At 38.2% G+C, this 14,649-nt stretch carries 13 protein-coding genes and 1 tRNA gene; 13 read left to right on the top strand and 1 reads right to left on the bottom strand.

The genetic code is table 11. From position 1 onward, the window contains the following. Positions 1–47 precede the first annotated feature (47 nt). Positions 48–1,769 carry an ABC transporter ATP-binding protein gene (locus QOS06_RS06800; RefSeq protein WP_013923911.1) on the top strand — a complete coding sequence of 574 codons (1,722 nt, stop codon included), beginning with the start codon at positions 48–50 and terminating at the stop codon, positions 1,767–1,769. Positions 1,770–1,863: 94 nt separating this feature from the next. On the opposite strand, the gene QOS06_RS06795 is transcribed toward QOS06_RS06800, so the two are convergent. Then, positions 1,864–1,936 (bottom strand) — tRNA-Lys (locus QOS06_RS06795). Between the two features lie 175 nt (positions 1,937–2,111). Here QOS06_RS06795 and yycF point away from each other — a divergent pair. The 12 genes from yycF (at position 2,112) to QOS06_RS06735 (ending at position 14,363) form a co-directional block, all read left to right on the top strand. Beyond that, the gene (gene yycF, locus QOS06_RS06790; protein ID WP_011953351.1) at positions 2,112–2,819 is read left to right on the top strand and encodes a response regulator YycF; all 708 of its coding nucleotides are present in this window, start codon (positions 2,112–2,114) and stop codon (positions 2,817–2,819) included. Between the two features lie 13 nt (positions 2,820–2,832). Next, positions 2,833–4,698 (top strand): cell wall metabolism sensor histidine kinase WalK, encoded by a 1,866-nt coding sequence (gene walK, locus QOS06_RS06785; protein ID WP_035159702.1) that lies wholly within the window; start codon positions 2,833–2,835, stop codon positions 4,696–4,698. After that, on the top strand, positions 4,676–5,971 hold the full coding sequence (locus tag QOS06_RS06780; protein ID WP_003670226.1) for a YycH family regulatory protein: 1,296 nt from the start codon (positions 4,676–4,678) through the stop codon (positions 5,969–5,971). Before walK ends, QOS06_RS06780 begins: the two co-directional genes overlap by 23 nt. Before the next feature lie 12 nt (positions 5,972–5,983). Continuing rightward, positions 5,984–6,826 (top strand): two-component system regulatory protein YycI, encoded by an 843-nt coding sequence (locus QOS06_RS06775; RefSeq protein ID WP_003670228.1) that lies wholly within the window; start codon positions 5,984–5,986, stop codon positions 6,824–6,826. A gap of 17 nt (positions 6,827–6,843) precedes the next feature. Further along, positions 6,844–7,650, top strand: coding sequence for an MBL fold metallo-hydrolase (locus tag QOS06_RS06770; protein WP_003670229.1), 807 nt, complete (start codon positions 6,844–6,846; stop codon positions 7,648–7,650). A gap of 100 nt (positions 7,651–7,750) precedes the next feature. Then, positions 7,751–9,025, top strand: a complete 1,275-nt coding sequence (locus tag QOS06_RS06765) for a S1C family serine protease (RefSeq protein ID WP_085679850.1) — start codon at positions 7,751–7,753, stop codon at positions 9,023–9,025. 235 nt (positions 9,026–9,260) lie between these two features. After that, positions 9,261–9,758: a phosphatidylglycerophosphatase A family protein gene (locus QOS06_RS06760; RefSeq protein ID WP_085679847.1), complete on the top strand. Its 498-nt coding sequence runs from the start codon at positions 9,261–9,263 to the stop codon at positions 9,756–9,758. A gap of 308 nt (positions 9,759–10,066) precedes the next feature. After that, complete coding sequence (gene trpX / locus QOS06_RS06755) at positions 10,067–11,053, top strand: tryptophan ABC transporter substrate-binding protein (protein WP_035159706.1); 987 nt, start codon at positions 10,067–10,069, stop codon at positions 11,051–11,053. A gap of 468 nt (positions 11,054–11,521) precedes the next feature. Next, positions 11,522–12,001, top strand: a complete 480-nt coding sequence (gene rlmH, locus QOS06_RS06750; protein ID WP_011953354.1) for a 23S rRNA (pseudouridine(1915)-N(3))-methyltransferase RlmH — start codon at positions 11,522–11,524, stop codon at positions 11,999–12,001. 142 nt (positions 12,002–12,143) lie between these two features. After that, positions 12,144–12,362 (top strand): hypothetical protein, encoded by a 219-nt coding sequence (locus tag QOS06_RS06745; RefSeq protein ID WP_003669523.1) that lies wholly within the window; start codon positions 12,144–12,146, stop codon positions 12,360–12,362. A gap of 67 nt (positions 12,363–12,429) precedes the next feature. Then, the gene (locus QOS06_RS06740) at positions 12,430–12,972 is read left to right on the top strand and encodes an NADPH-dependent FMN reductase (RefSeq protein ID WP_003669525.1); all 543 of its coding nucleotides are present in this window, start codon (positions 12,430–12,432) and stop codon (positions 12,970–12,972) included. A 218-nt stretch (positions 12,973–13,190) separates the two neighbouring features. After that, positions 13,191–14,363, top strand: coding sequence for an iron-containing alcohol dehydrogenase (locus tag QOS06_RS06735; protein WP_011953356.1), 1,173 nt, complete (start codon positions 13,191–13,193; stop codon positions 14,361–14,363). The last annotated feature ends 286 nt before the right edge of the window (positions 14,364–14,649 follow it).

Genomic DNA, 14,649 nt, shown 5'->3' with positions numbered 1-14,649 from the left:
TCATCATCATTAAAAGTTAGATATTTAACTGTTAGGAGGCTTATGCTTTGAGCAGAAATAAATTTAGTTTTCGAAGTTTCTTTAGTTTAATAAATCAATTACATCCGCAGTATATTAAGCTTTTTGTGGGAATCTTACTAGGTTTTATCTCCATGGGTGCTAACCTATTTGTTCCTCAACTAGCGCAAAAGTTAATTAATAATTTTAAGAGTATTAGTCTAACGTTGGCAATTTTAACAGTTGTAATTTTTATAGCAGGATTAATCACAAGTGCGTTATCAGGGTTATTATTAGGAATTTTTGGTGAAAATGTTGTTTCTAAATTACGGAAACAATTATGGCAAAAACTACTTAAAATGCCTGTAAAATATTTTGATGATGTTAAAACAGGCGAAATCAGTTCACGATTAGTTAATGATACGTCACAGGTGAAGGATTTGCTTGCTTCAACATTACCAAATGCAATGACATCGCTTTTACAATTCGTTGGTGCACTGGTTATTATGTTAGCAATGGATTGGCGGATGACATTGTTGATGTTTGTGGCAGTTCCTTTAGTGATTTTAGTCATGCTACCAGTGATGAATCAGTCGCGTAAGATTGGTCGGGTTCGGCAAGATGAATTAGCAAAATTTGCTAGTGATTCCACCGATGTATTGGGTGAGGTCCGATTAGTTAAGTCTTCAAACGGTGAAGAACATGAACTGGCAAAGGGAAATCGTCGTATCGACAATTTATATCATGTCGGAAGAAAAGAAGCGTTGATTAACTCAGTAACGCAACCAATTACAAACATGCTCATGATGATAATGTTTCTTGGGATTCTTGGTTACGGAGCAATTCGCGTTATGAATGGTGCAATGACAATGGGCGCCTTAGTTTCATTTTTAATGTATCTTTTCCAGATTATTAGTCCTATTGTTGTAATTAGTCAGCTCTTTAATAATATGGCAAAGACTAGCGGAGCCACGGAACGTATCCAACAAATCTTAACTGAACCAGAAGAATTTGCTGCTGATAAAGCAGAAAAAGATATTGCGAGTGCACCATTGAAATTTGAGAATGTTGATTTTGCATATGAGGAAGGTAAGCCAGTCTTACGAGATGTTAGTTTTGAAACTAAACCTAATGCAGTGGTAGCTTTTGCCGGCCCATCTGGTGGAGGAAAGTCAACTATTTTCTCGTTGATTGAACGCTTCTATCAGCCAACAGGTGGGGAAATTTTGATCGGTGAAGAGAATATCGAAAATGTAGACTTAGCCAAGTGGCGTGAACAAATTGGTCTCGTAAGCCAAGATGCCGCGGTAATGCCAGGAACTATTCGTGATAATTTAACTTATGGATTACGGAGAGAAGCCTCAGATGAGGAACTTTGGGACGCGTTAAGAATGGCTTATGCAGATGGCTTTGTCAGTGAAATGGAAGATCAGTTAGAAACTGAAATTGGTGAACGAGGGATCAAACTTTCTGGGGGACAACGGCAACGAATAGCGATTGCGCGAGCTTTTCTCCGCGATCCAAAAATCTTAATGCTTGATGAAGCCACTGCTAGCTTGGACGCTGAATCAGAGGCGATGGTTCAAAAAGCATTGGGAGACTTAATGCAAGGAAGAACGACACTAGTAATTGCGCATCGCTTAAGTACGATTGTCGATGCCGATAAAATCTACTTTATCGAAAATGGAACAGTATCCGGCGCAGGAACCCATCAAGAATTATTAAAGACAACACCACTATATGCACAGTATGTTAAGGATCAGTTTAAATAAAATAAAGACTGCGAAAAGATAAGATTTTCGCAGTCTTTATTTTAAGTATGAAAAAAGCGACTGAGATAAAATCTCAATCGCTGTAAACCTCTGATGGGCAGTCAGGGGATCGAACCCTGGACCCACGGATTAAGAGTCCGTTGCTCTGCCAGCTGAGCTAACTGCCCATATCCTTTAACAGAATACTTAAACATTTTAACCTGTTATTGATCAAATGTCAAATATTTTTCATAAGTTTTTAGAAAATATTTATGGAACTTTTCCCTGTGCTATAATAGAGGCACTGATATATAGCAGATTTAAAGTAATTAATCAATTAACCCAATGGAGGGAATCATTGATATGGCAAAGAAAATTTTAGTTGTTGATGATGAAAAACCAATTTCTGATATCATCAAATTTAATCTTGAAAAAGAAGGATATGAAGTTGTCGTAGCCTATGATGGCGAAGCAGCTTTAGAACAAGTAGAAGCAGAAAATCCTGATTTAATTATTCTTGACCTAATGCTGCCGAAGATCGATGGACTTGAAGTGGCCAAGCGGGTTCGGGCTAAGCATACCATGCCGATTATTATGGTAACTGCTAAAGATTCGGAACTAGATAAGGTGCTGGGGCTTGAGCTTGGGGCCGATGATTATGTTACTAAGCCGTTCTCTAACCGCGAACTAGTAGCACGAGTAAAGGCTAATTTACGACGGCAAGCAACTCTGAAGGCACCGGCAGAAGAAGAAAATAATACCGATATTCAAATTGGCGACCTTACGATTCATCCTGAAGCCTATACCGTAACTAAGCGAGGCGAAAATATCAATTTAACGCATCGTGAGTTTGAACTTTTACACTATCTAGCTCAACATATTGGACAAGTTATTAACCGCGAACATCTTCTTCAGACTGTATGGGGTTATGACTATTTTGGGGATGTTCGGACAGTTGATGTGACCGTTCGACGGCTTCGTGAAAAGATTGAAGATAACCCGAGTCACCCCCAATGGTTAATTACCCGGCGTGGTGTTGGCTATTACCTAGCAAATCCTGATCAGAATTAGAGGCTGAACCATTGTGAACAGCAAGTTAAAATTTTATCAATCGATTCGTTTTAAAATCGCTCTCGTATTCGTGTTAATTTTGATGTTAACACTTGAATGTGTTGGGGCGGTTTTTGTGCGTCAATTAGAGCATCAGAACCTTAATACGTTTAAGCAAACCATTGAATTACCGTCTTACGTTGATAATTCTTTAGCAGAGCAGCTATCACGATCAAATACTAAAAAAGCAAACAAACAAATTAACCAAATCCTTTCAGAAGTTAATAATAATAATATTTCTGAAATCCGGGTGGTTGATAGTAAGAGTATTGTGCGGGGAACAAGCAACGCTGATAATCGGAGTGCAATCGGTCAGAAAACAACGGACCAAGCAATCAAAGCAACCTTATTAAATAATAGGTCGCATACCGAAAATTTATACGATAATTCAAATCACACGCGCTACTATGTTAATGTTATTCCCCTTGTGGATAATAGTAACAATAACGTTGTGGGAGCTGTTTACCTGCGGGCTAGTCTAGAAAGTGTCTACGCTAATATTAATAATATTACTTTGGTATACCTATCTGCGGCGATGATTACTATTGTCTTGAGTTTGATCTTGGCAATTATTATTTCCCAGGAAATTACCCGCCCAATTGAAGAAATGAGGAAACAAACATTACGAATTGCCCGGGGAGACTATTCTGGTCAAGTAAAAGTATTGGGAAATGACGAGTTAGGACAATTAGCAGGGGCAGTTAATAATCTTTCTGTCCGGGTTGAAGAGGCACAGGAGTCAAGCGATTCTGAACGACGACGGCTTGATAGCATTTTATCCCATATGTCTGATGGGGTTTTAGCCACTGATCGTCGAGGAAATGTGACCATTGTAAATAATATGGCGTTACAGTTACTAGGTGTCGAAAATGAAGATGATTTAATTGGTAAGTCAATTATTGATGTGTTGGATATTCGTCATGACTATACCGTTCGTCAACTAGTAAATGGTGAACAGCGTGAGATGATTATTGATATGTCAAACTCTGGCAATAATTTGATCTTAAACGCCTACTTCTCACCAATTCAACGCGAATCTGGCTTTGTCAGTGGGCTTGTCTGTGTCCTTCATGATGTAACGAGCCAGCAAAAAGAAGAACGCGAACGGAAGCAATTCGTTTCAAACGTCTCACATGAGTTGCGGACTCCATTAACAAGTGTTCGAAGCTATGTCGAAGCATTAAGTGATGGTGCTTGGCAGGATAAAGAAATTGCCCCTAAGTTCTTAAAGGTTGTTCAGGATGAGACAGACCGGATGATTCGGATGATCAATGACCTGTTGAGTCTATCACGGATGGATGCAGGGACAACGAAGCTCAATCTGGAATACGTAAATATCAATGAGTTATTTAACTATATCTTGGATCGTTTCGATATGATTATTAAAAAAGAAGAAGATCCAAAAAAGAAAAAATATACCATTGAACGATACTTTACTAAGAAAGATTTATGGGTTGAAATTGATACCGATAAGTTTACCCAGGTAATTGATAATATTATGAATAACGCGATTAAGTATTCTCCAGATGGTGGTGTAATTACAACCCGCTTACTGGAGACGCATAATCATGTTATTTTAAGTATTTCTGACCAAGGTTTAGGGATTCCACGAAAAGATCTTGGACGTATCTTTGATCGATTCTTCCGCGTTGATAAGGCAAGAAGCCGGAAGCAAGGGGGAACAGGTCTGGGACTAGCTATTTCCAAGGAAGTTATCAATATGCTTGGTGGACAAATTTGGGTTGATAGTGTAGAAGGCAAGGGTTCAACATTCTATATTTCCTTGCCATATGTACCTTATGAGGAGGAAGACTGGGATGATGAAGAAGCTGAAAAGTAATTGGCAAGCAATCGCCTTAACGGTTGTTGTGCTTCTTAGTTTATTCATTTCATGGATTGTCTGGACCAACCCATTTCCTTTTGAGGGAGCACGACACGAAAATTTCAATAATAACCAATCACAACAATATACACCGCAATCAAGGGGCGATGTTTATCTCCCAACTAAAGCAGTTGAGACAAATGAAAAAGGAACTCAGAATCAACTTTATAGCCCTAAAGCTAATTTAATTCTGAGCGTAAAAAAAGAGTTAGAGGATTGGAAATTAGGCCGGACAAATGTTGTCAAACAAAATAACAGTGATGTTTATTTGAGTTATTTGCGACGGCGGAACTCGTTAATGCTGACATATCCGGATGAGGTACCGAGCTCAGTCTTCAACGAAACATTTTCCCAGTCAATTGATACTGACCGGGTTAATCAGATTAACCATATTGTTATCCCGCTAAACGGGCAACATGAGATTTACTTACTTGGTGACCACCATTATAGTGTGTACCGAGTACGGGTAGAGCAGGGAAAATTTAACCATATTCGGCAACTCTTAAAGTCAATGGATCGAATCCCAGTTGACCATAAAACTATTAACGGAGTAGCAGTAATGATGTATCCCCGGTCCTTTGAGTTACCAGCATTAGGATATCAAATCACTGCGCAAAACATCGATACCCTTAGTGCTAGTCTAATGAGTACTAACCAACACACAACAATTACGGCAAATCGGAATGGCAACGAGACTACCTATACGGATGGAACCAATCGTCGGCTGATATTTAATCACCAAGATGGAACGCTTAAATACGAAAATTACCTTAGTAAGGACGATCGGGAATCAACAAGCCAGATTTTCCCACACTTCTATAATAAGTTGACGACAATTGGAATTCCGCTTGATAATTTGCGCTATGATGAGGTGAGTGAGCATGGTCGTCGGTTAAACTATCGGGCTTATGTTAATAGCTTTCCAATTTTCAATAGTGATGGTTATGGAGAAGTAACGCTTGAATCTACAAGTAGCGGGAATGAACGCTTCTGGCTAAGTCTTTATAGTCTTCGAGTGCCATTGCCAATTGATCACCAGATGGTCAAGCTTCCATCAAGTGCAGATGTGATTAATCAATTACATGCAACCAACCGGATGCGTGACATCAAGGACTTACGTGTCGGGTATATTTGGAAAACTGATAAAGATAGTCATGTTGTAAAGTTAGTGCCAACGTATTTCATTAAGTATCGCGGCCACTGGGTTGAATATACCGAGTTAGAAAAGTAGGAGGGTTAAAGAATGAATTTTAAACGTATTCAATGGATCTTTATCCTTGCCTTTTTGCTTTTTGATATCTTTGTTGGAAGTTCATTAATCTTAGAAACTAGATTTACCGTTTCTAATGGTCAGCAAAATCGCCAATCAACAGTGTTAAAAGAAATGCGCAATGACTCGATTAGTTATGGCGAGCTTTCTAATAAGCAGCAAACCGGATATTATATTGCTGGAAAGAAATCCTCTGATAGCGGAGTCCTAGAGCAAGAAGCCGGGAAATTACGTAATCAAAATTTTCGTCTTTCTTCAGGAACACTAACTAGTGAGTTTGATAAGCCAATTAAAACAACTAAAAATAATGAGATTCGGCGTGTCGACCGTCTATTAAAAAATAAAAAGATGGTAAGTTTAGGAAATCATTATCGCTATAACAAGGAATTATCGGACAAAAATACCCTTGTTTATACGCAAATGCTAGAAGGAAAGCCGCTATTTTCAAATGATGGGCAAATTCGTTTTCGGATAAACTCTGACTATGAGATAACAGGTTATACGCAGACTTACTTGCAAGATGTTGAAATTCTCCGGCAACGGTCAAATACGATTAGTCAGCGCCGAGCAATTACCTGGTTGTATAAACATAATCAAATTCCTAATAACTCCCGCATTAGGTGGTCGGTGCTCAGTTATTCTAAGCTCCTTAACACTACTACTGATGATAAAGCAGTCTATGTGCCAACGTGGACTGTTGAAATCAAAACTAAAAACTCAGGAGCAATTCAACAATTACAAGTTAACGCATTTAATAGTACAGTTATGAAGGAAACGCCAGATAGTGTGAATACGAACTCGTTAAATGATAAGTAATTGAGGAGGAACTTTAAGTGACAGAAACGGATCCATTACGTTATAGTATACTTGCGAGCGGGAGTACTGGAAATGTAACTTATTTGGAAACGCGCAACCACCGGATCTTGATTGATGCTGGTTTAAGTGGGAAGCGGATTGAAAATTTAATGAAGAAGATTGATCGATCATTAAAGGATGTCGATGCGATTTTTGTAACGCATGAACACAGTGATCATACGCATGGTGTTGGTGTCTTGGCACGTCGCTATGGGATGGATGTTTATGCCAATGAAGGAACCTGGCAGGCAATGGCCAATAAAGTTGGTAAAATCCCATTAGCACAAAAGCATATTATTGCACCAAATACTGTTAAGGACTTGGGAGACATGGATATTGAAAGTTTTGCGGTATCTCATGATGCTGCGCAACCGCAATTTTACCAAGTTCACCACAATAATAAGACCTTCTGTATTATTACGGATACTGGTTATGTTTCTGATCGAGTTGAGGGAACCATCCGAAATGCAGATGCCTACGTAATGGAATGCAATCATGATACAGAAATGTTGCGGATGGGTCCTTATTCATGGCCATTAAAACAGCGGATATTAGGGGATGAGGGTCACCTTTCCAATGAAGAAGGTGCCGATGCATTGATGAGTGTTGTTGGGCGGCGAACCAAAGAGATTTTCCTTGGTCACCGTAGTCAACATAATAACATGCGTTCGCTCGCCCACTTAACAGTTGCAAGTTTGATGGAGCAGCATGACTTTGGCGTCGATCATGATTTTAAATTGCAAGATGCTGAACCAGAAGAACCAAGCAAGTTAATGACGTTATAATAAAGAGATCACGGTTTTTATCGACTTTATTCAATGATTTTTCATATTTAAATTGTAATTTGAAGATAGTAATTCTTTAACTTAGTGGAGGGTTTAATTGGTGAATAGGATAAAACAAGCTTTTAAAGATCGATTGTGGCTAGGTGTAATTATTGTCGGCTTATTTGCTGGTCTTATCGGTGGTGGAATCGCCTTAGGAATTAATAACCTGGTACAACATCATGAAGAAGTAACAAGTACACGAGTTCCAGCTGGCTCTAATAAGTCTGGTGGTACGAAGGTTAATAAGAATAAGGCTGACTTAAACGGGGAAGCGTCCCAAGCTTATAAGTCCGTTCAAGGAGCCGTTGTTAGTGTTATTAATAAACAAAAAGTTCAGCAATCAAGTGGGACGCTAGGAATTTTTGGTTATGGCAGTAGTAACGGAAGCAACAGTGATTCTTCTAGTGATAATAAATTAGAAACCGCTAGTGAAGGGTCAGGAGTTATTTATAAGAAGAGTGGAAATTCGGCTTATGTTGTAACTAATAACCACGTTGTCAAAGGTTCAAACGCGCTCCAAGTAATTTTAAGCAATGGTAAAAAAGTTAATGCTGATTTAGTTGGTGCTGATTCTGCAACTGACTTAGCTGTATTGAAGATTAACGCTACAAATGTTAAGACAGTTGCATCCTTTGGTAACTCTAATTCGATTGTTCCTGGTCAGGATGTGCTAGCAATTGGTTCACCAATGGGAAGTGAATATGCTAATACAGTAACAAAAGGGATTATTTCTGCCAAAGATCGGACATTAAAAGCCGGGACTGATGGAACTTTGACATCGGTTATCCAAACAGATGCCGCTATTAACTCCGGTAATTCAGGTGGTCCATTAATTAATATGGCAGGTCAAGTTATCGGAATTAATTCAATGAAACTTGCTTCTGATACACAAGGCTCTTCAGTTGAAGGAATTGGTTTTGCCATTCCAAGTAATGAAGTTGTGACAATTATTAACCAGTTGATTAAGAATGGTAAAATAACTCGTCCATCACTCGGAATTAGTATGGTGGATCTTGGTAATATTACTTCTGATCAACAGCAATCAGTCTTAAAACTACCAACAAGCGTAAGCAAAGGGGTAGTGATTATGGATGTGAATAGTGGTTCAGTTGCTGATACTGCTGGATTGAAAAAGTATGATGTCATTACAAAGCTTGGTGACACTCAAGTTACAGATGCGGGTTCATTAAAGGCGGCCTTATATAAATACAAAGTTGGACAAAACGCTAAAGTCACTTACTACCGTGATGGTCAACAACACACCGCAACTTTGCATTTAACAAAGAGTGCTGATACAACATCAACTGATGACTCACAACAAGATAATAATTAGTGGATTGGGAGCGAGACAGAAGTCACTTGTGGCTTCGTTTTTCGACGCGAAGCTAGCCTCTGGGAGCCCCCGCAAGCTCCAACGTTCGGTTTTGCCGGATGTTGGAGACCATTGTTGTACTGCGTATGTGCTTTTTATGAAAGTAACTTAACTTCTGTCTCGCTTCCTTTCATTAAAAGCCTCTTAATTAAAAGGGGTATAATATTAGTTATCAATATAAAGGATGGTGGGTAAAATGAATAATCCACGGTTTAAATACCCAGATACAAAGGCATTTGAATTTGTAGTACATCGTTTAGAAGAACGCGGAGTAAACTTAGACGAGCTTGCGAAGATTGTGTATGAGACGCAAAAGGGCTTTGAACCAGATTTGACGTTGGAAATATGTCAAAAATTTTTAATTGATACGATGCATAAGCGTGAATTATTAAATAGTGCAATGGTAGCCCTTGAACTTGATCGGTTAACCGAAGAAGGAAAAGTAGATGAACCTTTAGCAGGTATTATAAGAAATGATGCTGGGGTGTTTGGGGTAGATGAAACCCTAGCTTTACAAATTGCTAATATTTATGGAACAATTGGGACGACAAACTTTGGTTATTTTGACCGGGTTAAGAGTGGGATTATTGCCAAATTTGACCACGATAAGGTTCATGTAAATACATTTATTGATGATATTCTCGCGGCGATTGTGGCGGCTGTTTGTGGAAAGATTGCCCACCAGTACGCTTGATTAAGAAAATCTCATTGACTTTTAAATGATTTATCATTAAAATGAACGTAATTCGTTTAGAGGAGTAAAGCAAATGAGTTATCAAACTTTACAATTAAATCATAGTTGGCAAAGCCGGTAACTCAGGGATAGCTGTAGTACAGATATGACCTGGGTTTATTCACAGATTATATCTGTACCGGCTGCTTTATCATGTACAAATAAGGGCCTGTACGGATTCCACGTACGGGCTTTTTCTATTTCACTGGATAAATAGTGGGAGTTCCGAAACGTGGAGCTCCTTTTTATTTTGAAAGGTGGAGATAGGGATGAAACGAATTATGGGCTATATTATTATTGGAATTGTTGTGATTGGTGGTTATTTTGGACTTTTAAGGCTTCATCAACAGACTACAAAGCCAGTGGTAGGAATTTTAACGATGATGCATCATCCAGCATTAGATCAGATTCAAAAGGGACTCGTTGCTGGATTAGCAGAAGAAGGATACCGAAACGGCAAGAATATCAAAATTGAATACCAGAATGCGAATGGTGATCAGGGAAACTTAAATACTATGGCGAATAAATTAGTGAATGATCATGCGAAAGTAATCGTTGGTATTACCACCCCAGCTTGCCAAGCACTTGCTAATGCTACCAAGGATATTCCAATTGTGATGGGCGGAATTGGTGATCCGGTTGGTGCCGGCTTAGTAAAGAATGAAAAACACCCAGAAGGAAACGTTACAGGGGTTCATGATGTAAATCCGAGTGAACAGCAGATTGCCTTAGTAAAGAAATTTATACCAAACATAAAGACCCTGGGAGTAATCTACACATCGAGCGATACCTCTTCTGAAAGTCAGTATCGAACAATGGTAAAAGCAGCGCATAAATTACATGTAAACTTAAAAACTTATACAATTGCGAATGCTAATGAACTTAATCAGACTTCACAAACAATGTTGAGTAAAGTAGACGCGGTCATTGTTCCTAGTGACAATACAATTGCCGGATCAATGGGAGTATTGGTGAAAAATGCGGATGCGGTCAATAAGCCTGTTTTCCCTAGTGCTGATACAATGGTAAAAGATGGTGGAGTAGCTTCTATTAGTCTTAGCCAATACGGGCAAGGAAAAGCAGCCGGAAAAATAACAGCACGTATTTTAAAAGGTGAAAAGCCAGGACAGATGGCAGTTAATAATTACCATCATGGAGAACCGGTTCTTAATTTAAAGCAAGCACGTAAGTTAGGAATAAAAGTTCCAGCAGATTTTCAACGAGAAGCAGAACAACATGGAACAGTCTTTAAGTAAGATAGTGGGAAAATTCCGAATAATAAGAAAAATTGAAGAAGATAACATTCGCTAGGTAACATTCTGTTGTATACTTACCACAGATTGTGTTGTAAATCGTTAGAAATACGTTAAAATAATAATGTGAAATTGCTTGTGGATAAGTCAGTGGATAACTAACAGTAAATTTAAAGTAATTTTATAAATGTTGGTATATCAATAAAATTTATTGTTCAAAACTTATCCACAAGTTGAATGTGTATTTGTGGATAAGTGGAATTCTTTGTATAATCCCTGTAACAACGCTTACGGGCCCAAGGTATTACGGAATCATTACTGAACAATTGTTCCTGTAGATAACTGTGGATAAGTAATTTTTAAGAAAACGCTTTTTCAACAAAAAATTAACCGAACATTCGGGAAAAGTAAAAAAATCTACACTGGCCTGTGGATAACTTTGTGGATAAACTGTGGAAGGTAGTGGATATCTTGAATATAAAAATTATTGGTGTGGGTAAGTTAAAAGAAAAGTATTTTAAAGCGGGAATTGCTGAATATGCTAAACGACTTGGACGTTATTGTAAATTTGAAATTGTTGAGGTTCCTGATGAAAAAGCACCTGAATCTTTAAGCCAAGCAGAAATGGATGAAGTAATGGCAAAGGAAGGGGAACGGATTCTTGATAAAATCAAAGATCGCGAATATGTATATGCTTTAGCGATTAAAGGTAAAGAACGTTCTTCTGAAGAGTTTGCAAAAGAAATCAATAAATTAACAACTTATGGTCACAGTGATATTACTTTTGTGATCGGCGGTTCATTAGGGTTAAGTCCAGCAGTATTAAAACGGGCAGATGCCCAAATTTCGTTTGGACGTTTTACCTTACCTCATCAATTAATGCGTTTAGTTTTAAGCGAACAAATTTATCGAGCTTTTACCATCATCAATGGTCTCCCATATCATAAATAAAGAATTTCCTGAGTTTTGGTTAGATTATTATTTATCGTTGTTAGCGATGGTATAGTGTAAATATGAAGTGTAATGGCATAAGAATTAAAGGATTTGATTTAAAATAGGCATACGAGGTTACCAAGTAATTCTTTTAGGGGTAATGGCAGGAATATGCATTTTAGTGATGCAAGGAAAAGCAAGTGCAATGATAGTAAATGAAGCACGGCTGACATTGCCTAATGAAAAAAGAATTGAGTATGATGAATTTGAACGGTACCAGTTTCGGGCAAAACAGTTACGAACTTGGTGGCAAGTCAAGCGACCAAAATATAAAATTGATTGGTCATTTTATCATAAGAAACGAGGATACTGGGATTAGCTCAGGTCCTCGTTTTTCTTTTAACTTTTCAAAAAAGCTATTAAAATGAAGATATTAAAAGGAGGCAATGATAATGAAAAAAGTTGGGATTATAGTCGGCAGCGTTCGTCCAAATCGGCGGAGCATGCAAGTAGCAAACTGGTTAAAAGTTCAATTAAAGAAAAGTACAAAGGTTCAATTTGACATCATCGACCTAAAAGAAGTTAATTTACCGATGATGGATGAACCTAAAATTCCTTATTTGGGTTTATATGTTCACGAAAAAACGCGTAAATGGAGTGAGTTAGTACAAAGCTATGATGGTTTTGTGTTAGTTTTTCCGCAATACAATTGGGGCTATCCAGCAGTTTTGAAAAATGCGATTGATTACTTAGGTAAAGAATGGCAAGGAAAGCCGGTTAGTTTAGTAACATTCGGTGGACATGGCGGCTCGCAAGCACAAATTGCAATGAAATTGGTCGTAACCGGCTTAAAGATGGCGGCGCTTCCTGTTGATCTACAAGTTAACTTGCTGCCAGATGATTCAACTTCAACCGCTGATCGGAAGTTGAATACTTATAATACGCAAGCAGCGTTATTAAAGACTGCCTTTGAAAATGAATTAAGCTAATTTGTGATTAAAGTAGCAAATTATTGTGGGACATTAATATAAAATTGATTCAATTTGTGAATATTATGACAAACATCGTGATATTGTAGCAGATTAGGCAAGATTATTATTACAAATTGGGCGATAATGAATAAAAAATCAAAATGTTTCTATTGCAAAACTAAAACGCTTGCATGATAATGGAATCGTATTCAAATGCCATGAGGAGGGTATTTTTAATGAATAGACAATTTGATTTCTTAATGCCAAGTGTGAACTTCTTTGGTCCTGGTGTTATTGCTAAAATTGGTGATCGTGCAAAGATGCTCAATATGCACAAACCATTGATTGTTACTACTGAAGGTTTATCCAAGATTGACAATGGTCCTGTAAAGCAAACCGTTGCTTCATTGGAAAAGGCTGGCGTTGACTATGCCGTATTTACTGGCGCTGAACCTAACCCTAAGATCCGGAATGTTCAAGCTGGTAAAAAGATGTACCAAGATGAAAACTGTGACTCAATTATTACTGTTGGTGGGGGTTCTGCTCACGACTGTGGTAAGGGTATCGGTATTGTTTTAACTAACGGTGATGACATTTCCAAGCTTGCCGGAATTGAAACATTGAAGAATCCACTTCCACCATTGATGGCTGTTAACACTACTGCCGGAACTGGTTCTGAATTAACTCGTCACGCTGTTATTACTAACGAAAAGACTCATTTGAAGTTTGTTGTTGTTTCATGGCGTAACATTCCATTGGTATCATTCAACGATCCAATGTTGATGCTTGATATTCCAAAAGACATTACCGCTGCTACTGGTTGTGATGCTTTTGTTCAGGCTATTGAACCATACGTTTCTGTTGACCATAACCCAATTACTGATAGTCAATGTAAAGAAGCTATTCAATTAATTCAAACTGCTTTACCAGAAGTAGTTGCTAATGGTCACAATATTGAAGCACGGACTAAGATGGTTGAAGCTGAAATGCTTGCCGGAATGGCCTTCAATAATGCCAACTTAGGCTATGTTCACGCAATGGCTCACCAACTCGGTGGTCAATATGATGCTCCTCATGGTGTTTGCTGTGCCTTGCTCTTGACCACTGTTGAAGAATATAACTTAATCGCATGTCCAGAGCGGTTTGCTGAATTGGCTAAGGTAATGGGCTTTGACACTACTGGTCTTACCCTTTACGAAGCCGCTCAAAAGTCAATTGACGGTATGCGTGAAATGTGCCGGCTTGTTGGTATTCCATCATCAATCAAGGAAATTGGTGCTAAGCCAGAAGACTTTGAAATGATGGCCAAGAATGCCCTCAAGGATGGTAATGCCTTCTCTAACCCACGTAAGGGTACTGTTGAAGATATTGTAAAGCTTTATCAAAAGGCTTACGATGGCATCTACTAATAATTAAATAAACACAAAGAGGCTGGAAATCAGCTCAGTCTCTTTGCTGTTTTACGTATTAAACTGCCAGCCAACCTTACGGAGGTGGGACTATGAACTAGCCAAGCTAATTCTGTCCCCCTCTTTTTTTGTCTACTTTTAATTCTTAATATTTTGAATTTTTTTCACAAAGTTACTTGCAAGCGTATTCTTTTGAAACTATAATAAAACCTAAATTTCAAGAATAAGTTAGCCACTGGACTCAAATAAATAATACTGACCAATTGATTATTGGTTGATGGAGCTG

The sequence above is a fragment of the Limosilactobacillus sp. DJ3M12 genome (genome assembly GCF_947381695.1).
Taxonomy (GTDB): domain Bacteria; phylum Bacillota; class Bacilli; order Lactobacillales; family Lactobacillaceae; genus Limosilactobacillus; species Limosilactobacillus kinnaridis.
This window is presented reverse-complemented; position numbering and strand designations above follow the sequence as displayed.